At 70.7% G+C, this 21,511-nt stretch carries 23 protein-coding genes; 9 read left to right on the top strand and 14 right to left on the bottom strand.

Annotated elements, in window-relative coordinates; genetic code table 11:
• Nucleotides 1-51 precede the first annotated feature (51 nt).
• From ACT26F_RS01100 to ACT26F_RS01075, 6 genes are all read right to left on the bottom strand, one after another.
• On the bottom strand, nt 52-867 hold the full coding sequence (locus ACT26F_RS01100) for an ABC transporter permease (RefSeq protein ID WP_471668627.1): 816 nt from the start codon (nt 865-867) through the stop codon (nt 52-54).
• Entirely contained in the window at nt 864-1,694 is an 831-nt protein-coding gene (locus ACT26F_RS01095) for an ABC transporter ATP-binding protein (protein ID WP_471668626.1), read from the bottom strand. The genes ACT26F_RS01100 and ACT26F_RS01095 overlap by 4 nt, the downstream gene beginning before the upstream one ends.
• Nucleotides 1,691-2,560, bottom strand: coding sequence for an ABC transporter permease (locus ACT26F_RS01090; RefSeq protein WP_471668625.1), 870 nt, complete (start codon nt 2,558-2,560; stop codon nt 1,691-1,693). The genes ACT26F_RS01095 and ACT26F_RS01090 overlap by 4 nt, the downstream gene beginning before the upstream one ends.
• A 118-nt stretch (nt 2,561-2,678) precedes the next feature.
• Complete coding sequence (locus ACT26F_RS01085) at nt 2,679-3,710, bottom strand: TIGR03842 family LLM class F420-dependent oxidoreductase (protein WP_471668624.1); 1,032 nt, start codon at nt 3,708-3,710, stop codon at nt 2,679-2,681.
• Nucleotides 3,711-3,723: 13 nt separating this feature from the next.
• Nucleotides 3,724-5,163 carry a dihydropyrimidinase gene (hydA, locus tag ACT26F_RS01080; RefSeq protein WP_471668623.1) on the bottom strand — a complete coding sequence of 480 codons (1,440 nt, stop codon included), beginning with the start codon at nt 5,161-5,163 and terminating at the stop codon, nt 3,724-3,726.
• A gap of 13 nt (nt 5,164-5,176) precedes the next feature.
• Complete coding sequence (locus tag ACT26F_RS01075) at nt 5,177-6,025, bottom strand: nitrilase-related carbon-nitrogen hydrolase (protein ID WP_471668622.1); 849 nt, start codon at nt 6,023-6,025, stop codon at nt 5,177-5,179.
• Nucleotides 6,026-6,147: 122 nt separating this feature from the next.
• Here ACT26F_RS01075 and ACT26F_RS01070 point away from each other — a divergent pair, with 122 nt between their 5' ends.
• Nucleotides 6,148-7,512 (top strand): aminotransferase-like domain-containing protein, encoded by a 1,365-nt coding sequence (locus ACT26F_RS01070; protein ID WP_471668621.1) that lies wholly within the window; start codon nt 6,148-6,150, stop codon nt 7,510-7,512.
• A 5-nt stretch (nt 7,513-7,517) separates the two neighbouring features.
• Here ACT26F_RS01070 and ACT26F_RS01065 read toward each other — a convergent pair whose 3' ends face one another.
• Complete coding sequence (locus tag ACT26F_RS01065; RefSeq protein ID WP_471668620.1) at nt 7,518-8,696, bottom strand: glycosyltransferase; 1,179 nt, start codon at nt 8,694-8,696, stop codon at nt 7,518-7,520.
• A 128-nt stretch (nt 8,697-8,824) separates the two neighbouring features.
• Between ACT26F_RS01065 and cofG the strand changes: the two genes are divergently transcribed.
• Genes cofG through ACT26F_RS01050 form a run of 3 tightly spaced genes read left to right on the top strand, consistent with a single transcriptional unit; the run spans nt 8,825 to nt 12,997 of the window.
• Nucleotides 8,825-11,011 (top strand): 7,8-didemethyl-8-hydroxy-5-deazariboflavin synthase CofG, encoded by a 2,187-nt coding sequence (gene cofG / locus ACT26F_RS01060; RefSeq protein ID WP_471668619.1) that lies wholly within the window; start codon nt 8,825-8,827, stop codon nt 11,009-11,011.
• Complete coding sequence (locus ACT26F_RS01055) at nt 11,008-12,414, top strand: flavin-containing monooxygenase (RefSeq protein WP_471668618.1); 1,407 nt, start codon at nt 11,008-11,010, stop codon at nt 12,412-12,414. Before cofG ends, ACT26F_RS01055 begins: the two co-directional genes overlap by 4 nt.
• 28 nt (nt 12,415-12,442) lie before the next feature.
• Nucleotides 12,443-12,997: an NTP transferase domain-containing protein gene (locus ACT26F_RS01050; protein WP_471668617.1), complete on the top strand. Its 555-nt coding sequence runs from the start codon at nt 12,443-12,445 to the stop codon at nt 12,995-12,997.
• Between the two features lie 58 nt (nt 12,998-13,055).
• Here the strand turns inward: ACT26F_RS01050 and cofD are convergent, their stop codons facing one another.
• From cofD to prfB, 3 genes are read right to left on the bottom strand one after another with little or no spacing between them, the layout of a single operon-like run.
• Entirely contained in the window at nt 13,056-13,991 is a 936-nt protein-coding gene (gene cofD / locus ACT26F_RS01045; RefSeq protein ID WP_471668616.1) for a 2-phospho-L-lactate transferase, read from the bottom strand.
• A gap of 1 nt (nt 13,992) precedes the next feature.
• Complete coding sequence (cofE, locus tag ACT26F_RS01040; protein ID WP_471668615.1) at nt 13,993-14,667, bottom strand: coenzyme F420-0:L-glutamate ligase; 675 nt, start codon at nt 14,665-14,667, stop codon at nt 13,993-13,995.
• 17 nt (nt 14,668-14,684) lie between these two features.
• The gene (prfB, locus tag ACT26F_RS01035) at nt 14,685-15,794 is read right to left on the bottom strand and encodes a peptide chain release factor 2 (RefSeq protein WP_471668614.1); all 1,110 of its coding nucleotides are present in this window, start codon (nt 15,792-15,794) and stop codon (nt 14,685-14,687) included.
• Between the two features lie 53 nt (nt 15,795-15,847).
• Here prfB and ACT26F_RS01030 point away from each other — a divergent pair, with 53 nt between their 5' ends.
• Both ACT26F_RS01030 and ACT26F_RS01025 read left to right on the top strand, forming a co-directional pair.
• Entirely contained in the window at nt 15,848-16,297 is a 450-nt protein-coding gene (locus ACT26F_RS01030) for a nitroreductase/quinone reductase family protein (protein WP_471668613.1), read from the top strand.
• Nucleotides 16,298-16,372: 75 nt separating this feature from the next.
• Nucleotides 16,373-16,618 (top strand): hypothetical protein, encoded by a 246-nt coding sequence (locus ACT26F_RS01025; RefSeq protein ID WP_471668612.1) that lies wholly within the window; start codon nt 16,373-16,375, stop codon nt 16,616-16,618.
• A 58-nt stretch (nt 16,619-16,676) separates the two neighbouring features.
• On the opposite strand, the gene phoA is transcribed toward ACT26F_RS01025, so the two are convergent.
• The 3 genes from phoA to ACT26F_RS01010 all read right to left on the bottom strand — a co-directional run bounded on the left by phoA (nt 16,677) and on the right by ACT26F_RS01010 (nt 18,566).
• Nucleotides 16,677-18,086: an alkaline phosphatase gene (gene phoA, locus ACT26F_RS01020; RefSeq protein WP_471668611.1), complete on the bottom strand. Its 1,410-nt coding sequence runs from the start codon at nt 18,084-18,086 to the stop codon at nt 16,677-16,679.
• Nucleotides 18,087-18,173: 87 nt separating this feature from the next.
• Entirely contained in the window at nt 18,174-18,374 is a 201-nt protein-coding gene (locus ACT26F_RS01015; RefSeq protein ID WP_471668610.1) for a hypothetical protein, read from the bottom strand.
• 42 nt (nt 18,375-18,416) lie between these two features.
• Complete coding sequence (locus ACT26F_RS01010) at nt 18,417-18,566, bottom strand: hypothetical protein (RefSeq protein ID WP_471668609.1); 150 nt, start codon at nt 18,564-18,566, stop codon at nt 18,417-18,419.
• 107 nt (nt 18,567-18,673) lie between these two features.
• Here ACT26F_RS01010 and ACT26F_RS01005 point away from each other — a divergent pair, with 107 nt between their 5' ends.
• From ACT26F_RS01005 to ACT26F_RS00995, 3 genes are all read left to right on the top strand, one after another.
• A complete protein-coding gene (locus tag ACT26F_RS01005) occupies nt 18,674-19,309 on the top strand; it encodes a DUF2510 domain-containing protein (RefSeq protein ID WP_471668608.1) in 636 nt (211 codons plus the stop codon).
• Nucleotides 19,310-19,417: 108 nt separating this feature from the next.
• Complete coding sequence (locus ACT26F_RS01000) at nt 19,418-20,041, top strand: DUF2510 domain-containing protein (RefSeq protein ID WP_471668607.1); 624 nt, start codon at nt 19,418-19,420, stop codon at nt 20,039-20,041.
• Between the two features lie 23 nt (nt 20,042-20,064).
• Nucleotides 20,065-20,469, top strand: a complete 405-nt coding sequence (locus ACT26F_RS00995) for an SHOCT domain-containing protein (RefSeq protein WP_471668606.1) — start codon at nt 20,065-20,067, stop codon at nt 20,467-20,469.
• A gap of 234 nt (nt 20,470-20,703) precedes the next feature.
• Here ACT26F_RS00995 and ACT26F_RS00990 read toward each other — a convergent pair whose 3' ends face one another.
• On the bottom strand, nt 20,704-21,204 hold the full coding sequence (locus tag ACT26F_RS00990) for a hypothetical protein (RefSeq protein WP_471668605.1): 501 nt from the start codon (nt 21,202-21,204) through the stop codon (nt 20,704-20,706).
• Between the last annotated feature and the right edge of the window lie 307 nt (nt 21,205-21,511).

Raw genomic sequence — 21,511 nt, 5'->3', positions numbered from 1 at the left:
CTGTGTTCTCCTCCGTGTTGTGGTGGCCGACCGCAAGCGCGGACCGGGGTCTCAGGTGGTCGAGCGGTGGCGGGTGAACCACAGCTCGGCGGCGAGGGTCGCGACGTAGAACGCGAGCCCCAGCACGATGGAGCCGAACACGTAGGCCCACGCCAGCGGGTAGTTGCTGCTGGCGGCGGCCGACGTGATCGACTTGCCCAATCCCCCGATCGGACCGCCGAAGTACTCGGCGATGAGAGCGCTGATGACCGCGAGGCTGGACGCGATCCGCAGGCCCGTGAAGACGTACGGCACGGCGGTCGGCAGGGTGACGGACCGGGCGACCTGGACGGGCGAGGCCGCGTAGGCGCTCATCAGGTCGCGATGGACGGGCCGCACCTGGCGCAGGCCGCGCAGCGTGTTGAGGTAGACCGGCACGACGACCGACAGCGCGGCCACGATGACGCGCGCGGTGTCGGCCGCGGCGCCGAACATCGAGTAGAGGACGGGCGCGAGCGCCACGATCGGCACGACCGACAGGGCCGCCACGATCGGCGCGGCCATCTCGTCGAAGAGCCAGCTGGAGCTGGCCACGAGCGCCCCGACGACGCCCAGGATCGCGCCGATCAGCAGGCCGATCAGCGCGTTGCGGCCGGTCTCGAGCGCGCCGGACCAGATCGTCGCGGCGTTGTCCACGACCTCGCCGGCGATCGCCGACGGCGCGGGCACGACGAACGGGTCGATGTCGAACGCCTTCACCCCGAGCTCCCATGCCCCGAGCAGCACGACGCCCAGGACGATCGGCGCGAGCACGGCCTGCGCTCCCCCGCCGGACAGCCGGAAGCGGGTCTCGGCGGCCTGCACGGCCGTGGTCTGCGCCGTCGTCATCGGGTCTCCACCCCCCGGACGGTCTCGGGGGCACCACCGTGGAGGAGCTCGCGGACGGCCGCGACCGTGCGGAAGAAGCCCTCCTCGTCGCGCATGTCGTCGGTGCGGTCGCTCGACGAGCCGAGCTGGCTGTCGACGATGCCCGTGATCCGGCCGGGTCGCGGCGACATCACGACGACACGATCGGACAGGAACACCGCCTCGGGGATCGAGTGCGTCACGAACACGACCGCGGCACCGGTCTCGGCCGCGATGCGCACGAGCTCGTTCTGCATCCGCTCCCGGGTGATCTCGTCGAGGGCGCCGAACGGCTCGTCCATGAGCAGGAGCTTCGGGCTCTCGGCGAGCGACCGGGCGATCGCGACACGTTGCTGCATGCCACCGGAGAGCTGGTCCGGGTAGTGGTCGGCGAAGTCGGTCAGGCCGATCAGCTCGAGCAGGTGGTCCGACCGCGCCCGGCGATCGGACTTTCCGGCACGGTGGATCTGCAACGGCAGCTCGATGTTGGCCCGGACGCTGCGCCACGGCAGCAGGCCGGCCTGCTGGAACGCGATGCCGTACTCCTGGTCGAGTCGGGCCTGCCGGGGCGCCTTGCCGCGCACCGTGATGGAGCCCGAGGTCGGCTGGTCGAGATCGGCGACGAGCCGCAGCAGCGTGCTCTTGCCGCACCCGGACGGCCCGATGAGCGACACGAACTCGCCCTCGGCGACCGACAGGTCGACGTCCTCGAGCGCCACCACGCGGCCGTTCTTCGTCTCGAAGACACGGCTCACCCCGTCCACCCGGACGGCCGGGCCCTGCACGGAACCGTCGTCGACCGCACTCACTGGGCCACCTCCTGTCGTCGGTACGGCTTGAGGAACAGACCGATCACGGCGACGGCGCCCGCGGCGACGAGGCCGACGCCGATCGCGCCGAAGATCGGGGCCCACGGCTTGGCGGGATCGCCACCGGCGGACTGCGCGTACTCGATGACGAGTCGGCCGATCCCGCCGCGCAGGCCGATCGACACCTCGGCCACGACCGTGCCGATCACGGCACTCGCGGCCGCGAGCCGCAGCGCGGACAGCAGGAAGGGGACGGACGAGGGCAGCCGCAGGCTCAGCAGGCTGCGCCACCAGCCGACGCCGTAGGCCTGCATGAGGTCGAGCTGGTGCCGTTCGGGCGACTTGAGGCCGCGCAGGGCGCCGACCGCGATCGGGAAGAACGCCAGGTAGGCCGCGATGACGGCGACCGAGTACTCGTTCTGCCACTGGAAGTCGCCGAACTGCAGTTGCGACCCCCAGCGCCGCACGAGTGGTGCGATCGCGATGAGCGGGACCGTCTGGCTCAGGATGACCCACGGCAGCACGGCCGACTCGGCCAGGCCGAACCGCGCCATGAGCACCGCCAGGCCCATCCCCACGACGACCGCGATGACCCACCCCGCGGCCGCGATCCGCAGTGTGAACCACGCCGCCGACAGGACGACCTGGAAGACGGTGTCGGCGTCGCTGGCCCCGCTCGCCGGCTGCCCGAACGCCTGGAACATCTCCCACACGTGCGGCATCGCGAGGTCGCTCGTGCGCGGCAGCACGACGGTCTGGCCGATCATGACGCCGTCCTCGGGACCGAGCGCCTTGTAGACCTCCCACACGACCGCCAGCAGGACGAGGCCGAGCGCCCCGACCAGCACGGCCCTGAAGCGCCTCATGCCGTGCTCCGGGCGTGGTCTCGATACGCCCGCTCGTTCCTCGCGGAGCTACTCGACCACCGCGACTCGGTGATCGAGTAGCAGGCGAGGTACGAGCCGCGTATCGAGATCACGTCGATCATGCCTTCGCCGTCACGGGGTCGGCCAGGGCGGGGATGACGGTCTCGCCGTAGACGCGCAGGGTCTCCTCCTTGTTGTCGTGCTGCAGGTAGCCCGCGAAGTGGTCGACCCCGATCGCCTTGAGCTCCTCGAGCTTGGCGATGTGGTCCTGCGCCGTGCCGAGCAGGCAGAACCGGTCGACGATCTCGTCCGGGACGAAGTCCACGTGGTCGTTGCCGGCCTTGCCGTGCGTGTTGTAGTCGTAGCCCTGCCGGCCCGCGATGTAGTCGGTGAGCGCCTGCGGCACGGCGCCGCCACCCTCCGACGATCCGGCGCCGTACTTCGCCACGATGTCGGCGACGTGGTTGCCGACCATGCCGCCGAACCAGCGGCACTGGTCGCGCATGTGCTCCCAGTCCTCGCCGACGTAGAACGGCGCCGAGACGCAGAACGTGATCTCGTCGGGGTCGCGGCCGGCGTCCTCGGCGGCCTGCCGCACCGTCGTGATCATCCACTTCGCGATGTCGACGTCGGCCAGCTGCAGGATGAACCCGTCGCCGACCTCGCCGGTGAGCTTGAGCGCCAACGGCCCGTAGGCCGCGACCCACACCTCCAGCTCGGAGTCCTTCGCCCACGGGAACCGCAGCGTCGAGCCCTTGTATTCGACCTCGCGGCAGTTCGCGAGCTCGCGGATGACGTGGATCGACTCGCGCAGCTCCTTGAGCGTCGACGGCTTGCCGTTGGTGACGCGCACCGCGGAGTCGCCGCGGCCGATGCCGCAGATCGTCCGGTTGCCGTACATCTCGTTGAGCGTCGCGAACACCGAGGCGTTCACGGTCCAGTCCCGCGTCGCGGGGTTGGTCACGAACGGACCGACCTTGATCCTCTTCGTCTGGGCGAGGATCTGGCTGTGGACGACGTAGGGCTCCTGCCAGAGCAGGTGCGAGTCGAACGTCCACACGGTGCTGAAGCCGTGCACCTCGGCCAGCTGGGCCAGTTGCACGGTCCGCCACGCGGGCGGGTTGGTCTGGAGTACGGCGCCGAAGTCCATGCAGTCGCTCCGATCAGACCAGGTACTGCGAGAGGCCGCGCTTGAGGAACTGGCCGTGGCCCTTGCTGCCCAGGTACGTGTCGTCCTGGATCAGCACCCGTCCCCGGCTGAGCACGGTGTCCACCTTGCCGTCGATCTCGAATCCCTCCCACGCCGCGTGGTCCATGTTCATGTGGTGCTTCTTGCCCTCGCCGTAGCCGATCGAGGTGTGGCCGTTCGGGTCGTACACGACGACGTCGGCGTCGGCGCCCGGCTGCAGGACGCCCTTGCGGCCGTACAGGCCGAACATCCGCGCCGGCGTCGTGGAGGTCAGCTCGACCCAGCGCTCGAGGGTGATCTCGCCCGTCACGACGCCCTGGTACATGAGGTCCATCCGGTGCTCGATCGAGCCGATGCCGTTCGGGATCGCCCGGAAGTCGCCCTTGCCGAGCTCCTTCTGGTCCTTCATGCAGAACGGACAGTGGTCGGTCGAGACCATCTGCAGGTCGTTCGTGCGCAGCGCCTGCCACATCGAGTCCTGGTGGCCCTCGGCCCGCGAGCGCAGCGGCGTCGAGCAGACCCACTTGCTGCCCTCGAACGCGCCCCACTCCTCGCTCTTCGCGCCGAGGTGCTCCTCGAGCGACAGGTAGAGGTACTGCGGGCACGTCTCGCCGAATACGTTCTTGCCCTTGTCGCGCGCCCACGCGAGCTGCTCGACGGCCTGCTTGGCCGAGACGTGGACGACGTAGAGCGGGGCCCCGGTGAGGTCGGCCAGCATGATCGCCCGGTGGGTTGCCTCCTCCTCCATCTGCCACGCCCGCGCGATGCCGTGCCAGTACGGATCGGTCTTGCCCTGGTTGTAGAGCTGCTCGGCCAGCACGTCGATCGCCGGGCCGTTCTCGGCGTGCATCATCGTCATGAGACCGAGGTCGGCGGCCTTCTGCATCGCCTTGAGGATCTGCGCGTCGTCGCTGTAGAAGACGCCCGGGTAGGCCATGAAGAGCTTGTAGCTCGTGATGCCCTCCTCCACGAGGGTCTCCATGGCCTTGAGGCTGAACTCGTCGACGCCGCCGATGATCTGGTGGAAGCCGTAGTCGACGGCGCAGTTGCCGGCCGCGAGCTCGTGCCACGTGGCGAGGCCGTCCTCGACCCGCTCGCCGTACTTCTGCACGGCGAAGTCGATGATCGAGGTCGTGCCGCCCCACGCCGCGGCGATCGTGCCGGTCTCGAACGTGTCCGAGGCGAACGTGCCGCCGAAGGGCAGCTGCATGTGCGTGTGGGCGTCGATGCCGCCGGGGATGACGTACTTGCCGGTCGCGTCGATCACGGTGTCGACGCGCGACGGCAGGTCGGCGCCCAGGACGTCCGAGCCGGGCGCGAGGAGGGCGACGATCGTCTCGCCGTCGATCAGGACGTCGGCGGTCGAGGCACCCGTCGAGTTCACGACGGTGCCGCCGGTGATGAGGGTCAACATGTGGCTGCTCCGTTCACGGTTTCGGGATGGAGGTGTACGAGTCGGGCCGGCGGTCGCGGTAGAACTGCCAGTCGTCGCGCATCTGCTGGACCATGTCGAGGTCGAGGTCGCGCACGAGCAGCTCCTCGTGCTCGCTGCTGCCGAGCGCTCCGACGAAGTTGCCGCGCGGATCGATCACCTGGCTCGTGCCGTAGAAGCTGACCGCCTCGTCGCCGTACTCGTTGTCCTCGCGTCCGACCCGGTTGGGCTGCAGCACGAAGTAGCCGTTGGCGACCGCGGCGCACGGCCCCTCGACCTCCCACAGCCGGTTCGACAGGCCCGGCTTGGTGGCGTTCGGGTTGAACACGATGTGGGCACCGTTGAGGCCCAGCTCGCGCCAGCCCTCGGGGAAGTGCCGGTCGTAGCAGATGTACATGCCGACCTTGCCGATCGCCGTGTCGAACACGGGATAGCCCTGGTTGCCGGGACGGAAGTAGAACTTCTCCCAGAACTTCTCGACGTGCGGGATGTGGTTCTTGCGGTACTGGCCCAGGATCGTGCCGTCGGCGTCGACCAGGACGGCGGTGTTGTAGTAGACGCCGGTCTGCTCCTCCTCGTAGATCGGCAGCACCATGACCTGGCCCAGCTCCTTGGCCAGGGCGGCGAAGCGCTGCACGATCGGGCCGTCGGCGGGCTCGGCGTAGCGGTAGTACTTCTGGTCCTGCGTGATGCCGAAGTACGGACCGTAGAAGAGCTCCTGGAAGCACATGACCTGCGCACCCTGGGCGGCGGCGTCGCGGGCGAACTGCTCGTGCTTGTCGAGCATGGACTCCTTGTCGCCGGTCCACGTGGTCTGCGAGATCGCAGCTCGGACGATCGTCATGCGTTCCTACCTCCCGCTCTCGGTTTCCGTTATCGTTCGGCTTGAACATTTCCGGACAGTTTCCTGCCGTGGCGCGGCCGTAAACATCTGCCGCGGTGTCGAGCCGATCCAGAGAGAGTGACATGGATCACATCAAAGCGCCAGACCTCCGGCTCGGGCTGGACTCGGCGCATCGCTCCCCCCGCGACATCGCCGGTGCCGTCGCGCGGCTCATCACGAGCGGCGAGCTGGCTCCGGGCGACCGGCTGCCCACGGTGCGGGACGTCGCCGCCGCCCTCGGCGTGTCCCCCGCCACCGTGAGCGGCGCGTGGCAGGCACTGCGCCGGACGGGGATGGTCACCTCACGTGGGCGGGCCGGCAGCTTCGTGCGCGACGAGCCCGTGACCGCCTGGCTCAGCCCGCGCGTCATGGGTCTGGTCGGCGATCTGGGCGACCAGCCCCTCGACCTCTCGCGCGGCACCCCCGACCCCACTCTCCTCCCCGCACTGGAGCCCGCGCTGTCACGGATCTCGCCGCGCGCGGGCACCGGGATCTACCAGGAGTCACCCGTCGTGCCGGAACTCGCCGAGTTCCTCCAGCAGGACTGGCCGGCGCCCGCACCGCGGCTGACCGTGACGGACGGCGCGCTCGACGCGATCGCGCGCGTGCTCGAGCAGGTCGTGCGCTTCGGCGACGTCGTCGCCCTCGAGAGCCCCGGGTTCCCGCCGTTCCACGACCTGGTCGACCAGCTCGGCGCCCAGGCCGCTCCGATGGCGCTCGACCGCGAGGGTGTCCGCCCCGACGAGCTGGCACGGGTCCTGCGCCGGCGCCCACGAGCCGTCGTGCTCCAGCCCCGCGCCCACAATCCGACCGGGGTGTCGCTGACCGCGCGCCGCGCGGAGGACCTCGCCCGGATCATCACCGACCTGCCCGAGGCGCGCGACACCGTGATCGTCGAGGACGACCACTCGTCGCAGATCGCCGCCTCGCCGGACGTCACCCTCGCCCACCTGCTGCCCGAGCGCGTCGTGCACGTCCGCAGCTACTCCAAGTCCCTGGGGCCGGACCTGCGGATCGCCGGGATGAGCGGGCCGGCGGACCTCGTCGACCGGGTCGTCGCGCGGCGCATGCTCGGTCCGGGCTGGACCTCGCGCATGGTGCAGCGGATCGCGTTGGACCTGCTCACCTCGGTCTCGTCGATCGAGCAGGTCGCCGACGCCCGCCGCATCTACGCCGCACGCATGGCCGCGATCCGGCGCGGGCTGCGCGAGTCCGGCGTCGAGGTGCCCAAGCACGACGGGATCAACCTGTGGGTGCCCGTCGCCGACGAGCGCGCGGCCCTGCTGCACCTGGCGGCCGCGGGCATCCGCGTCGCCGGCGGCACTCCGTTCCTGGCGTCAGGATGGTCCGGCGGCCCGCACGTCCGGGTGACCGTGGGCGTGCTGTCGGACCGGTTCGACCACGTCGCCGGCCGGCTCGCCGAGGCTTCCCGGGCCGGCGATGGCTGAGTGGGTCAGAGCTCGCCGGGTGCGGTGATCTGCTCGTCCAGCTCCTCGACCAGGTGCCGCAGGTCGCCGTCGGAGACCGTGCGGGGCGCGTAGACGACGAGCGAGTGGAACACGAACCGCACGACGAACGCGACGGCGAGCGTGATCGCCGTGGCCACGACGGCCGAGACGTGCCACGTGTTGACCATGACCGCGAGGATCGGGATCCGGATCGCCGCCTCGACGTTGTTGAACGAGAACGACTTCGCGAAGCGGCCCCACACGACCCCGGCATTGACCCGCAGGTCGCCGAACACGAAGCGCTCGATGAGCAGGAAGTTGCCGATGATCGTGAGCTCGGCGGCGACGATCGCCGCGGCCAGGTAGCCGACTCCCATCATCGTCAGGAGCCAGACGATCGCGATGTTGGCGACCGCGCCGAGCGCGCCGATCATGGCGAAGCCCGACATCCGGCCGAACCGCAGGTGCGTCAGCTGGAGCAGGAAGCGCACGCCCTGCAGCAGCGAGGCCTTCGACTCGCCCGCGAACCGCTCGGCGAAGTGGAAGGGCACCTCCGAGACGGCCAGGCGCTGCCGCGCGAGGATCTCGAGCAGGATCTTGAAGCCGCGCGGCTTCAGGTCGGCGAAGTCGATCCGGTCGCGACGCAGCAGGAAGAAGCCGGTCATCGGGTCGGTCACGGCGCGCAGCCGCACCGGGAACATCGCCTTCGTGACGAGCGTCGAGGCCCGCGAGACCAGCACCCGCACGCGACCCGACAGCCCATCGTTCGTGCCGTCGCCGACGTAGCGCGAGGCCACGACGACGTCGTTGCCGGTGCGCTCGGCCTTGGCGAGCAGCTCGGGGATCTTCTCCGGCGGGTGCTGCAGGTCGCCGTCCATCACGACGCACACGTCGTGGACCGCGGCCCTGACGCCCTCGACGACCGCGCCGCCGAGGCCGCCCTCGGCCTCGCCCGGCTCGCGGTGGATCAGTCGGACCGGTACTGGCGCCGTCGCCGCGACCGACCGGATCACGTCGGGCGTGTCGTCGGTGCTGTCGTCGACGAAGACGATCTCCGCCTCGACGTCGGACAGCGTCGCGGCCACCCGGCGGACCAGCTCGGCGACGTTCGGCGCCTCGTTGAAGACCGGGACGATCACACTGACGCCGGTGATGGGGACACCCTTGCTCGTCTGCTCGTGCACCCGGCCAACGCTAACTCACGTTTACAGTATTGGCGAGACCTGGATCACATCATGATCGTCACCCGCGCCCGCCCGTCGGCCGGTGACGGGCAGTCAGCCGGTCACCTGTGCCCGACTACGCTGACCGCATGCCGTCCGACCTGCGCGACGCGTCGATGCTGCTCGCACGTGGCGACGCTCTCGAAGACCTCGTCCGCGAGGCAGGGGAAATCCGCGACGAGGGTCTGCGCCGCGCCGGCCGCCCGGGAGTCGTGACGTGGTCGCGCAAGGTGTTCGTGCCGGTCACGACCCTGTGCCGCGACCGCTGCCACTACTGCGTCTTCGTCGACACTCCCGCGAAGCTCGAGCGCAAGGGGATCGCGCCGTACCTCTCCGAGGAGCAGGTGCTCGCGATCGCGCACCAGGGTGCCGCGCTGGGCTGCAAGGAGGCGCTGCTCACCCTCGGCGACCGACCGGAGGACCGTTGGGCCGTGGCCCGCGAGTGGCTCGACGACCACGGATTCGCCTCGACCCTGGACTACATCGGCCACCTCGCCCGCCGGATCACCGCCGAGACCGGGCTGCTGGCGCATCTCAACCCGGGCGTCATGACGTACGACGAGCTGGTCCGGCTGAGGCCGACCGCCCCCTCGATGGGGATGATGCTCGAGACGATGTCGTCGCGACTGTTCACCGAGCCTGGAGAGGCGCACTTCGGCTCCCCGGACAAGGACCCCGCCCTGCGGCTGCAGGTGCTCGAGGACGCGGGCCGGCTGCGCATCCCCTTCACGACGGGCCTGCTGATCGGGATCGGCGAGACCGCCCAGGAGCGGTTCGACTCGATCCTCGCGCTGCGCGACGTCGCCGAGCGGCACGGGCACGTGCAGGAGATCATCATCCAGAACTTCCGCGCCAAGCCGGCGACGGCGATGCAGGCCGTCGACGACGCCGAGACCGATGCGTTCGTCGCGGCCGTCGCGACCGCGCGGATCGTGCTGGGCCCCGACGCCCGGATCCAGGCGCCGCCGAACCTGTCCGACCCGGCCGAGCTGGCCCGGCTGGTCGCCGCGGGCATCGACGACTGGGGCGGCGTCAGCCCGCTCACGGCCGACCACGTCAACCCCGAGCGGCCGTGGCCGGAGGTCGACCAGCTCGCCGCCGCCACCCGCGCGGCCGGGTACGACCTGCGCGAGCGACTCACGATCCACCCGCACTACGTCCGCGACCGCGACACCTGGATCGACCCGGGCCTGCACGACGCCGTCCTCGCCCTCGCCGACCCCGACGGTCTCGCTGGCAGTGACGTTCGAGGGCACTTTTCGGGGGAAAGTGCCCCCGAACGTCACTCCCAGCGGTCCCTGCTCGCCCGCGCCGCCGATGATCCGGCGGGGCTGGCCGACGCGGAGTACGCGCAGTTGCTGGGGGCGAGCGGCGACGACCTCGACCGGCTCGCGCACCTCGCCGACGAGCTGCGCCGGTCCGTCGTCGGCGCGACCGTCTCCCTCGTGGTGAACCGCAACCTCGGCTCCGACCGCGTCACCGATCCCGAGCTCGTCGCGCGGGTGGCCGCCGATGCCGTCGACCTCGGCGCGACCGAGCTGTGCATCCAGGGCACGGCGCCCGCCGACACCCCCGACGACGTCTACGAGCAGGTCGCCCGCGCCGTCCGGCAGGCCGCCCCCGGCCTGCACCTGCACGCCTTCCGTCCCGCCGACGTCGTCGACGGCGCCCGGCGCACGGGACGTACGGTGGCCGAGCAGTACGCCGCACTGGCCGCCGCCGGCGTCGACACCGTCCCCGGGACGGGCGTCAAGGTGATTGACGAGGCGTACCGCGCCGAGCGGTTCCCCGACGACCTGCCCGTCGACCAGTGGGAGGCCGCGATCCGCGCCGCGCACGGACTCGGCCTGCGCTCCACCTCGGTGCTGTTCTACGGCCACGGCGAGACGCCGGACCAGGTCGTGCGGCACCTCCGCCGACTCCGCGAGATCCAGACGGACACCGGCGGGTTCAACGAGCTCGTCCCGATGGCCTTCCCCGGCGGCGACCACTCCGAGGACCGGCATCGCGCCGTGCACGCCGTCGCCCGCCTGATGCTGCACGGCAGCATCAGCCACGTGCAGGCCGCCTGGACGAGGCTCGGCGTCGACGGGGCCGGCGTGGTCCTGCGCTCGGGCGCCGACGACCTCGGCGGCACCCTCTACGACGGCCGCGTCGCCCCCGAGGCGGGCGTCGAGTTCGGCCACGAGCTGACCCTCGACACGGCGAGGTCGATCGCCAAGGGCCTGGGTCGCCAGCTGCGGCTGCGCACCACGACCTACGGAGTGCCGGCATGACCGACGTGCGCGTGGCGGTCGTCGGCGCGGGGTTCGCCGGCATCGCGATGGCGAGGCGACTGGCCGCCGCGGGTGAGTCGTTCGTCGTGCTCGAGCGCCGGCCAGGCATCGGCGGCACGTGGTACGAGAACCGCTACCCCGGTGTCGCCTGCGACGTGCCGGCCCACCTGTACGGCTACTCCGACATCCCGCACCCGGGCTTCAGCCGGGTCTTCGCGCCCGGCGAGGAGATCCGCGGCTATCTCGAGGACGCCGCCGGACCCGTCGCCGACCGGATCATGCTGTCGACGCGCCTCGATGGTGCCGACTGGGACGGCTCCCGGTGGCAGCTCACGACGTCCCGCGGACCCGTCAGGGCCGACGTCCTCGTGATGGCCGCCGGCCGGCTCACGGACCCGCGGCTGCCCGACGTCCCCGGCGAGTTCGCCGGCCCCGTGATGCACACCGCGCGCTGGGACGACGCCGTCCCGCTCGACGGCGCTCGGGTGGCCGTCGTGGGCACGGGCGCGTCGGGGATCCAGCTCGTGCCGGAGATCGCGCGGCGCGCCGCCTCGGTGGTCGTGCTGCAGCGCAGCGCCCCGTTCATCCTGCCGAAGGGCGACCGCGCGTACGCGGACGCCGAGATCGCCGTCTTCGAGAACGAGCCCGAGCGGCTCACCGACCTGCGCGATGAGCTCTTCCACGAGACGGAGGCGGTGTTCGACGAGCGGGCCGGCGACGGCCGGGCGCGAGCGCGGGACCGGGCGCTGGGCCACCTCGCCGCCCACGTCCCCGATCCGGTGCTGCGCGCCGCGCTCACCCCCGACCACGAGTTCGGCTGCAAGCGGGTCCTGTTCAGCGACGACTACTACGCGACGCTGCGACTGCCGCACGTGCGCCTCGTGCCCGAGGCGCTCACCGGCTACGAGCCCGGCGCGGTCGTGGCCGCCGACGGCTCGCGCCACGAGGTCGACGTCGTGGTCACCGCGACGGGCTTCCACACGACCCGCCAGCCCTACGCCGAGCTCGTGCACGGCCGCGGCGGGATCGGGCTGGACCAGTACTGGTCGCAGGGCATGCGCGCGTATGCGTCGACGGCCGTCCACGGATTCCCGAACCTGTTCGTGCTCGACGGACCGAACGCGACGCTCGCCCACAATTCGGCGGTGCTCATGATCGAGGCCCAGGCCGACTACGTCGCCTCCGCCCTGCCGTGGACCCAGCGCGGCCCGCTCGAGGTGTCGGCCGACGCCGAACAGGCCTACGTCGACGAGATCGCGAGCCGCAGCGGTGTGTGGACCTCCGGCTGCCACAACTGGTACGTCGACGAGCGCTCCGGCCGGCAGGTGCTGCTCTGGCCGGGCAAGGCCCAGGAGTTCAGGGACCGGTTCGGCCACTTCGAGCCGGAGCCGTTCGGTGGGTGACCGGCGGCGACGGCCGTGGACGGTCGTCGTGCCGGTCAAGCCCCCCGAGCTGGGCAAGTCCCGGCTCGACCTGCCGGGGGTGGATCGATCCGTACTCGCCCGCGCGATCGCCCTCGACACGATCGAGGCGGCGGCGGAGGTGGCGCGCGTGGTCGTCGTGACCGCCGACCCGTCGATCGCGCCGGCCGGCGTCGAGATCGTCGTCGAGGACGCACCCCGCGGGATCGACGTGGCCGTCTCGGCGGGACTCGCGGCGAGCCCCCGCGACCACCGGGCCGTCCTGCTCGGCGACCTGCCCGGCCTCCAGCCCGGTGACCTCGCCCAGGCGCTCGATCTCGCCGAGGGGACCCGGCTCGGCGCCGTGCCCGACGAGGAGCGCCACGGCACGACCCTCGTGACGGCTCGCGAGGGCGACCTGCCGGCCGCGTTCGGCGAGGGCTCCTGGCGCCGCCATCTCGGTCTCGGCTTCCTCGAGCTCCCGGTGCCGACGTGGTCGACCCTGCGCCGCGACGTCGACACCCCCGACCACCTCACGGGCCTGCTCGGCCCCCGCACCTCCGCCGTCCTGTCCCGCGTCCTCTGACCCCCTCGCAGACGACCGGCGAGTGTCGGCGGGCGAGCGGCGGGTGATGGGTGGTGAGTTAGGCCAGGGCGACGCGGGCGAGAGCGGCTGACTTCTCGACGTCGGTCATCCACAGGGGCACGACGCGCACGTCCCAACCCTCCGCCGTGAGGGCGGGCGCGAGGGCCGCGTCCTCCTCGGCGATCAGCCACGTGTCGATCAGTCCGGCGTCGCCGCGCCGGCCGTAGTGGCGGGCCACGGCGTCGGCGGCGGTCTCGACCCCGATCGTCGCGAGGCACGCATCGGCCATGCCGCGCACGACCCGACCGCCGATGATCGGTGACACGCCGACCACGCGACGCGCGTTGAGGACGGCGGCACGGACACCGGGCACCGCGAGGATCGGGCCGATCGAGACCACCGGGTTCGACGGCGCGAACAGCACGGCGTCGGCGTCCGTGATCGCCTCGACCACGCCCGGCGCCGGCACCGCGGAGGCGATGCCCGGGTTCTCGAATGCCGTCGCAGGCCACGTGGCGCGGTGACGGGTCCACCACTCCTGGAAGTGCAGCCGCGCCCCGCCCTCGACGACGACCTGCGTGTCGACCTCGCTGTCGGTCATCGGCAGCAACCGGACGCCGAGCGGCCAACGGGCACTCAGCCGCTCGATGACCTGCGTGGGGGTGAGACCGTCGCGCAGCCAGCCCGTGCGGGCCAGGTGGGTGCCCAGGTCGAGGTCGCCGAGGGTGAACCACGGCCAACCGCCACCCCACGCCTGGAGCTCGGCGCTGACCCGCTCGGTCTCGCCCGCGCGACCCCAGCCGCGCTCCTCGTCGTTGACGCCGGCCAGCGCGTAGAGGATCGAGTCGACGTCAGGCTGCAGTCGGACACCCGAGAGCCACAGGTCGTCTCCGGTGTTGACGACGACCGTGATGTCGGCCTCCGGCACGGCCGCCCGCAGTCCGCGGACGAACCGGGCACCGCCGACGCCGCCGGCCAGGACGGTGATCCTCACGTCAGCCGCCGGACCGGAACAGGTCGTCCCCGGACGGCCGCAGGATCGTGCGGGCACCCGGCAGGTCGAGGTCACCGACGAGGTCGGCCCGCCCGCGCACGACCGCGACGGGCACGTGGCCGTCCTTGGGCTTGACCAGCTCAGCCGCAGCGCACAGCTCGTCCGCGACGCACGGCATCGTGACGGCGAGCGGTCGGCCGTCGGCGTCCTTCTGGGGCCGCTCGAACAGCTGGACTCCGGCTGCGCCGATCGCGGCATCGGTCTGGCCCAGCCGCCACGCGCGACCCAGCGTGTCCGAGACGAGCACGCCGACGCGGGCACGGCGGCGGAGGCCGACCGCGAGGGCTCGCGCCGAGGCATCCGGGTCCACGGGCAGCAGCAGCACGTGCCCCTCGGGCACGTTGGACGCGTCGACGCCCGCCGCCGCGGCCACGATGCCGAGTCGGTTCTCGACGATCCGCACGGGCCCGCGCTCGGCGACGACGCGGACCGTCTCGGCCTCCACGGCGGCGTCGCGGTCGGCCGCCACGACGAGGCGGTCCTCGGCCTTCGAGACGATCTTGGAGGTCACGACGACGATGTCGCCGTCCTCGAGCGTGAGTGCGGCAGCGTCGAGCGCAGCGCCGATCAGCGCGACGAGGTCGTCACCGGGTCGCACCTCGGGCAGCCCCGGCACGCCGGCAACCGTGAGCATCAGGCGGCGGGGTGGTTCCGGCGCCAGCGGATGCCGGCCTCGATGAAGTCGTCGATCTCGCCGTCGAGGACGGCCTGGGTGTTGCCCGTCTCCTGCTCTGTGCGCAGGTCCTTGACCAGCTGGTACGGGTTGAGCACGTAGTTGCGCATCTGGTCACCCCAGCTGGCCGCGACGTCGCCGCGCAGCTCGTCGAGGTGGGCGCGCTCCTCGGCCTTCTTCAGGGCGAGCAGCTTGGCCTTGAGGATCACCATCGCGCTGGCCTTGTTCTGCAGCTGAGACTTCTCGTTCTGGCAGCTGACGACCACGCCGGTGGGGATGTGGGTCAGGCGAACGGCCGAGTCGGTCGTGTTGACGCTCTGCCCGCCGGGCCCGCTCGAGCGGTAGACGTCGACGCGGACCTCGTCCTCGGGGATGTCGACCTCGTCGGTGGCCTCGAGCACCGGAACGACCTCGACCGCGGCGAACGACGTCTGGCGGCGGCCCTGGTTGTCGAAGGGGCTGATCCGCACGAGCCGGTGCGTGCCCGCCTCGACCGAGAGCGTGCCGTAGGCGTAGGGCGCCTTGATCGCGAAGGTCGTGGACTTGAGTCCCGCCTCCTCCGCGTAGGAGGTGTCGTAGATCTCGATGGGGTACTTGTGGCGCTCGGCCCACCGCACGTACATGCGCTGCAGCATCTCGGCGAAGTCGGCCGCGTCGACGCCACCGGCGCCGGACCGGATCGTCACGAGGGCCTCGCGCTCGTCGTACTCGCCCGACAGCAGGGTGCGCACCTCGAGGCTCTCGATCGCGGTGCTGAGCCGGCCGATCTCGGTCTCGGCCTCGGCCAGGGAGTCGGCGTCGGACTCCTCGCCGGCCAGCTCGATCAGCACTTCGACGTCCTCGAGGCGCTGGCGCAGGCTCGCGACGCGCTCGACCTCGGACTGCAGTACCGACAGCCGACCGGTGACGCGCTGCGCGTTGGCCTGGTCGTCCCACAGGTCCGGGGCGCCCACCTGCTCCTGCAGGTCGGCGATCTCGGCGTTCATCTTGGGGAGATCGAGCACCTTCTCGATCGACGTCAACGTCGCGTCGAGTTGCTTGATCCGGTCGGAGAGATCGACGGTGGCCACTTGTCGAGGTTACCGCTCGAGCAGAAACCCGGGCGGAGTGGTGTTCTGGTGGCATGAGCAACTGGAACGACCAGATCATCGCCGAGTTCCGCGAGAACGCCGGCAACGTCACGACGAACGGCTTCGGCGACCGGCTCGTCCTGCTGCACACGATCGGCGCGCGCACCGGCACGAAGCGGGTCAACCCGGTGATGGGCCTGGCCGCGCAGGACGGCTGGTACGTGGCCGCGTCGAAGGCCGGAGCGCCCGACGAGCCGGCGTGGGCGCACAATCTGCGGGCCCATCCGGAGATCCTGGTGGAGGCTCCGGCGCCCGCCGACGCCGACTCGGATCGCGGCATCGTCGAGGTCAAGGTCGTCGCTCGCGAGCTCAAGGGCCCGCTGCGCGACAGCGCGTGGGACCTGTTCAAGCAGGCCGCCCCCGGCTTCGGCGAGTACGAGCGCCGCACGGACCGCGTGATCGCGATCTTCCACCTCGTCAGAAACTCACGGTATTCGGCCTGATTCGGCCACGTGACTCCCGTCACAGGTGCATCATCGATCTCACTGGTCACCGTTTGAGGGAGATTCGGAGCCGTGATGATGACGCGTGAGAGCATCCACCACACCGCTGCAGGTGTCGCACTCGCCGTCGCCGTGTTCGTGGTGGCACCCCATGCCGCCGCGCTCGGGACGATGATGTCGGCCGTCGCGCTCGTCGCGTCGACCACCGTGATCGCCGTTGCGTCCGCCATGGTCGCGCGACGATTCTCCGAGCCCGAACGACTGCTCGAGCTCGATCCGTGCTGGGACACCGCGCTCGAGGAGCTGCTCGGGTCCGCCTGAGCGTCGGGGCACGGCGGCGGATCGCCTGAGGGAGGATCCGCCGCCGTGCCTCGTCGGGCTACTTCTTCAGCCTGAGCGCGGCGCGCACCGTGAAGAACACGTCCGTCTGATCGGTCAGCCCCACGACGTTCGCCGCCCGCGGACCGTAGGCCGCGATCCGCAGCTGCGTGCCGGTGTGCTGCTGCGACCCAGCGGCCGACGTCGCGTAGTTGATCGTCATCGGCTGGCCGTCATGCGTCAGCAGGTTGACGGTCTTGCCCGGCGTGGTCGAGCCGGCCTCCACGATCTGGCTCGTGTGGGCGTGGTCGGCCGTGACGATCACGAGGGTGTGCTTGTCCTTCTTGGCGAAGTCGAGCGCGACCTTGACGGCCTCATCGAGGTCGAGCGTCTCGCCGATCTGGCCGCACGCGTCGGCCGCGTGGTCCTGCTTGTCGATGCTCGCACCCTCGACCTGAAGGAAGAAGCCCTTGTCGCTGCCCTGGTCGAGCAACTGGATCGACTTCTTCGTCAGGGCCGCGAGGTCCGGCAAACTCGACGTCCGAGCCGGGTTCGCGGTGCACTCGGCGGGCGCCTTCGTTCCGCCGTCGGCGGTCGCGGCCGGGCCGGTCCAGCGGACCGGGAAGTTCCCCGGGGTGAACAGGCCCAGCAGCGGCTGCTTCTGGTCGGCCTTCTTCACGGCGTTCAGCGAGTCGAGATCGTCGACGAGCCGGTACCCGCGGTTCTCGGCCTGCTGCCGCAGCGTGAGCCCCTTCCACGTGCCCGCGGTCGCGGTCTCGGCGAAGGTCGTGGCGCCACCGCCGAGGGTCACGTCGGGACGCGTGTCGAGCAGCTGCTCGGTGATGCTGCCGGCGCCGCCGTTCTCCTTGGCGTTCGTCGGGCAGGTCTTGGTCGTGGCGGTCGGGCCGTAGCAGCTGCGGGCGGTGACGTGCGCGACCTGGACGGCGGGTGTGGCGTCCTGCAACTCGGCGGTCGAGACGTCACCGGTCTTGTAGCCGGCCTTCTTGGCCAGCTCCAGCAGGGTCGCCTGCGGAGTGCCGTGGATGTCGACGCTGACCGCGTTGTCGTACGTCTTGGTGCCCGTCGACCAGGCCGAGCCGGTGGCGGCCGAGTCGGGGACGTAGTCCGGCTTGCCGTCCTTGGTGATCGAGTAGGTCGTGTACTGACCGGTCAGCGGCAGGGCGTCCAGGCCAGGGAAGCGGCCGGCGGCACCGTGCACGTAGTTGCGGGCGCTCGTGATCTCCGAGTCGCCCATGCCGTCGCCGATCAGCAGGATCACGTTGTCGGGACGGCTGCCGTCGATGGCCTTCTTCACCGCCTTCGTCTGGTCGCCGGACAGGCGGGCGGCGCCGCCCTGCGTGCTGAGGTCGCGTTCGCCGCTCGCGACCGAACCGACGACCGCTCCCCCGAGGAGGAGGCCGGCCGCGCCGAGGACGAGCGCGCTGCGGGTGCTGTTGCGAAGTTTCGTCATGACCTCAGGTCATCGGAGCCCGGTGAACTGCCGGAGAACCGCGAGCGAAACCCTGCAGTCGACTCCGCGAAGCCGGCCGCTGCTCGTTCAGGCGTGCGCGGGGTCGGTGCAGTACATCCAGCCGTAGCCCTGGACGTAGCAGCGGTAGTAGACGAAGGGGCGCGCCGCGTCGTCGGTGCTGGAACTCGACGAGGTCGACGCGAGGGCGCCGGCGGCACCGAAGCCGATCGCGACGGCGAGGAGGACGGCAGCCATGAGGGCCCGGGCGGAGTCGGAGAGAGTGTTCATGCTCCCCGGGAGCCCGGCGGACCGCGCGGTGATACGCGGGGGTCAGCGCTGGACGTCGAGCAGCAGGGCTGGCGGGTCGGGCACGGGGTTGCCGTCCGAGACCTGGCCGATGACGGTGATCGTCGCGAAGAAGCCCACGCACGCGGCCACCAGGGCTGCGCGCGCCGCGGTGCGACGCGAGTGTCGGTTCATGTCTCAACGGGACCGCGCCGGGATGAACCGTGGGCGAACGCGCCGCGACGCTCGCGGAATCTTTCGTCGTCGTCGTCACTGCGACGCCGCCACGGCATGATGAACCCATGGACTCCCAGATCACGCCGCCCGGTTGGTACGACGACGGTCACGGAAGCCTGCGCTGGTGGGACGGGTCGCAGTGGACCACCCACACGGCCCCGCTCCCCGGACAGCAGCCGGCCCAGCCGGTGCAGCCGGTCCAGCCGGTGCAGCCCCAGCCGGTCCCGGCCCAGCACGCTGCCCTGACCTACGAGCAGGAGCGGAACCTGGTCAAGGTCAAGAGGTCCAAGCTGGTCTGGATCCTGCCGATCGTGCTGCTGGTGGCAGCCCTGATCGGCGCGCTGGCCGCGGTCGCGGCGTGGCAGGTCGCCGATCCCGCCCCGCTCAAGGACAGCTACCGCAAGTTCCAGATCGCCGCGCAGACGGGCGACTGCTCGGCGCTCGAGGCGGTCACGACGCAGGACTTCCGCGACGACCTCGTGGCGACCGAGCCGTTCACGTGTGAGGCGTGGCTCGCGCAGGTCCAGGACACGGACTGGTCGGGCGAGGTCATCTGGGGCATCCGCGTCGTCGACGGCGGAGTCCTGCTGGTCGAGGAGACCACGGCGGGCAGCTCGGTCATCACGACCTACGAGCTGACCAAGGAGAACGGCCAGTGGAAGATCGACGACCGCGACTCCGACACCGACACGTCCGACTGAGGTTGGCCCTCACTGGCCCATCCGCAGTTGACCGGTCGCGTCGGCGCGGATCGTCGCGGTGTCGGGGAACCCGGGCGGCACCAGCGGCAGGGTGACACGCCGGGTCAGGTGCACCTCGACCCGGACGCCCGAGGTCCGCAGCATCATCGCAACGTCGCGGGGCACGATCGACGCGACGAGGTCGCGCGCGTCCGCGGCGTCGAGGACGGCCTCGTCGGTCAGGCCTCCCGCATAGACCTCGTCGCGGTCGAGCCCGGCCTACCGGGTCTGCAGCGCGACCCAGTCGGACGTGGCCGCGACCGACGACTCACCACCAGACAGCGCCGTGGAAACCCCCGCCAGGAGGGTGACTGCGAAACACCCCCTGAAGGCTGGTACGCCGACCCCGAGGACGCGTCCCACCAGCGCTACTGGGACGGCAGCCAGTGGACCGATCATCGCCGGCCGATGCAGCGAGTGCTCACGGCGCAGGAGCAGCAGGCGGCCAAGCAGGAAGCGAAACAGGCCAAGACCGCGCTGCGCGCCAAACAACAGGCCGAGCGTCGCGCAAACAAGGATCAGATGCGCGAGCAGAAGGCTCAAGCGCGCGCCGAGCGCGAGGCGGCTGAATTGAGGTTGGCGGGCCAGATGGTGGCGGACGAGACGTTCGGCTTCAAGACCATCAAGATCTACGAGAAGGGCTACGCGCGCATCGGGCTACTAGCGACGTCCAAGCACCGCTCGAACGCCTGATCTCTATCGAGGCGTCCGCCGACGTGCAGAAGAAGACCGGCCTTGGTCGGGGTGCCGCCGTCACCGCCGGCTACAGCCTCATGAGCTCGAACAAACGCGGTGACGTTTACCTGACCATCGTCACCGATCGAAAGACCTATGCCTTACACGAAGACCCGCCGACGGCCGGGAACCTGCGGGCGGTCAAGAAGTTAGAAGCCGCCGGGAACGCCGCGATCAGGGCGGCCTCGGCTGATATGCCTCGGTCGACGGGACCATTGCGTGCTGAGGGCGAGCAGTTGGAGGGTCGCCCGACGGAGACCAGTACCCGCGCTGGCAGCTTGAGCGTGCCGGAACGGCTCCGAGAACTGCAGTCCCTCCACGAGGAGGGCCTCGTATCCGAAGCAGAGTTCAATGAACTCAGGTCGAAACTTCTCGGTTCTCTGTAGCCGATTGTCGCTGGCGCTTCAGTCGCTGTCGCAGCGAGGGTTGCGCAACCGGCATCACGGATCAACCGAGCACCCCGTTACCACGATCGGGGACGCCCTCGCCGTGCTCGGCTCGGAAGAATTCCGAGCGCAAGCTCGTGCCTTCACATCAGGTCGAAGCCCGTCTCGGCGGTCTCCCGCATCGTCCGACCGGGGCATGCCCATCCTTTCGGGCCGGCCGTTCGAGGCGCTCGGTCACTCGGGCTGCGGCACCGTCGCGAACTCGCCCACGAGCTTGATGCCGAGCTTTGCGGCGTCCTTCGTGATCCAGTCCAGCGCGGCGGAGTTCAGGAAGCGCGCCCCGTCCGCGATCTCGATCGCGCGCGGGCTGCCCTCCCGCGAGTTCCAGCCGTTGACGGCGGCCCCGCCTGAGTAGCCGGCCTTCCTCGCAAGCTCGGAGATCTCCTTGCTCACCGCGCCGCGGCCCTCCTCGGCGTTCAACCGGCCAATCGCACCCAGGTAAGTGATCCACGCCAATTGCTGCTGAGCCAGTGGTGCGCCCTTCCCCGGGTTCGGCACGAACGGGGGGCTGTCGTGGAGCGGGTCGTACTCGGCGAGCTCCTCGGCGCGGTCCTCGTCGGCGGGCGGCTTGGGGGCGACGATGCCCTCGGCCTCGTCGAGCGCCGCGAGGAAGGCCTCGGCGGCGGCCCGAGCTGCCTTGATGAGCGTGTCGACTCCGTAGGTTCCTGAGGTCATGTCGTCCTCCTAGTATATCCATGGAAGGTGCCTTGTAAGTTCCAGGGTAGTACCTTGGCATCTGCCATGCAAGCCCCAATCAAGGTGCCAGAGTGATGGATCGCAATCGGCGCGGTCGGTGGGCGACGATTCATTCATCGGCCTGCGAGGTCGAGAGAGAGGAGTAACCTCCGTTGAATCAGCGCATAGGTCTTCCTGTCCATCATCGTGTCCTTGGTCGTCGTCTCACCAACGGCAGTTGACACGATGAATCTGCCGCGGCTGGGACCGCTCGCGAACCCTCGCGATGCATCAACTCGACATCGCG

The organism is Aeromicrobium sp. SP1, assembly GCF_055663785.1.
This window is presented reverse-complemented; position numbering and strand designations above follow the sequence as displayed.

What these genes read in the sequence shown, in the direction of transcription:
- ACT26F_RS01030 (WP_471668613.1), top strand. Translation starts at nt 15,848, where the DNA reads ATGAGCAACTGGAACGACCAGATCATCGCCGAGTTCCGCGAGAACGCC.
- hydA (WP_471668623.1), bottom strand. Translation starts at nt 5,163, where the DNA reads ATGTTGACCCTCATCACCGGCGGCACCGTCGTGAACTCGACGGGTGCC.
- ACT26F_RS01015 (WP_471668610.1), bottom strand. Translation starts at nt 18,374, where the DNA reads ATGAACACTCTCTCCGACTCCGCCCGGGCCCTCATGGCTGCCGTCCTC.
- ACT26F_RS01085 (WP_471668624.1), bottom strand. Translation starts at nt 3,710, where the DNA reads ATGGACTTCGGCGCCGTACTCCAGACCAACCCGCCCGCGTGGCGGACC.
- ACT26F_RS01005 (WP_471668608.1), top strand. Translation starts at nt 18,674, where the DNA reads ATGGACTCCCAGATCACGCCGCCCGGTTGGTACGACGACGGTCACGGA.
- ACT26F_RS00990 (WP_471668605.1), bottom strand. Translation starts at nt 21,204, where the DNA reads ATGACCTCAGGAACCTACGGAGTCGACACGCTCATCAAGGCAGCTCGG.
- ACT26F_RS01055 (WP_471668618.1), top strand. Translation starts at nt 11,008, where the DNA reads ATGACCGACGTGCGCGTGGCGGTCGTCGGCGCGGGGTTCGCCGGCATC.
- ACT26F_RS01075 (WP_471668622.1), bottom strand. Translation starts at nt 6,025, where the DNA reads ATGACGATCGTCCGAGCTGCGATCTCGCAGACCACGTGGACCGGCGAC.
- ACT26F_RS01025 (WP_471668612.1), top strand. Translation starts at nt 16,373, where the DNA reads ATGATGACGCGTGAGAGCATCCACCACACCGCTGCAGGTGTCGCACTC.
- cofG (WP_471668619.1), top strand. Translation starts at nt 8,825, where the DNA reads ATGCCGTCCGACCTGCGCGACGCGTCGATGCTGCTCGCACGTGGCGAC.
- phoA (WP_471668611.1), bottom strand. Translation starts at nt 18,086, where the DNA reads ATGACGAAACTTCGCAACAGCACCCGCAGCGCGCTCGTCCTCGGCGCG.
- ACT26F_RS01070 (WP_471668621.1), top strand. Translation starts at nt 6,148, where the DNA reads ATGGATCACATCAAAGCGCCAGACCTCCGGCTCGGGCTGGACTCGGCG.
- ACT26F_RS01010 (WP_471668609.1), bottom strand. Translation starts at nt 18,566, where the DNA reads ATGAACCGACACTCGCGTCGCACCGCGGCGCGCGCAGCCCTGGTGGCC.
- ACT26F_RS01090 (WP_471668625.1), bottom strand. Translation starts at nt 2,560, where the DNA reads ATGAGGCGCTTCAGGGCCGTGCTGGTCGGGGCGCTCGGCCTCGTCCTG.
- ACT26F_RS01100 (WP_471668627.1), bottom strand. Translation starts at nt 867, where the DNA reads ATGACGACGGCGCAGACCACGGCCGTGCAGGCCGCCGAGACCCGCTTC.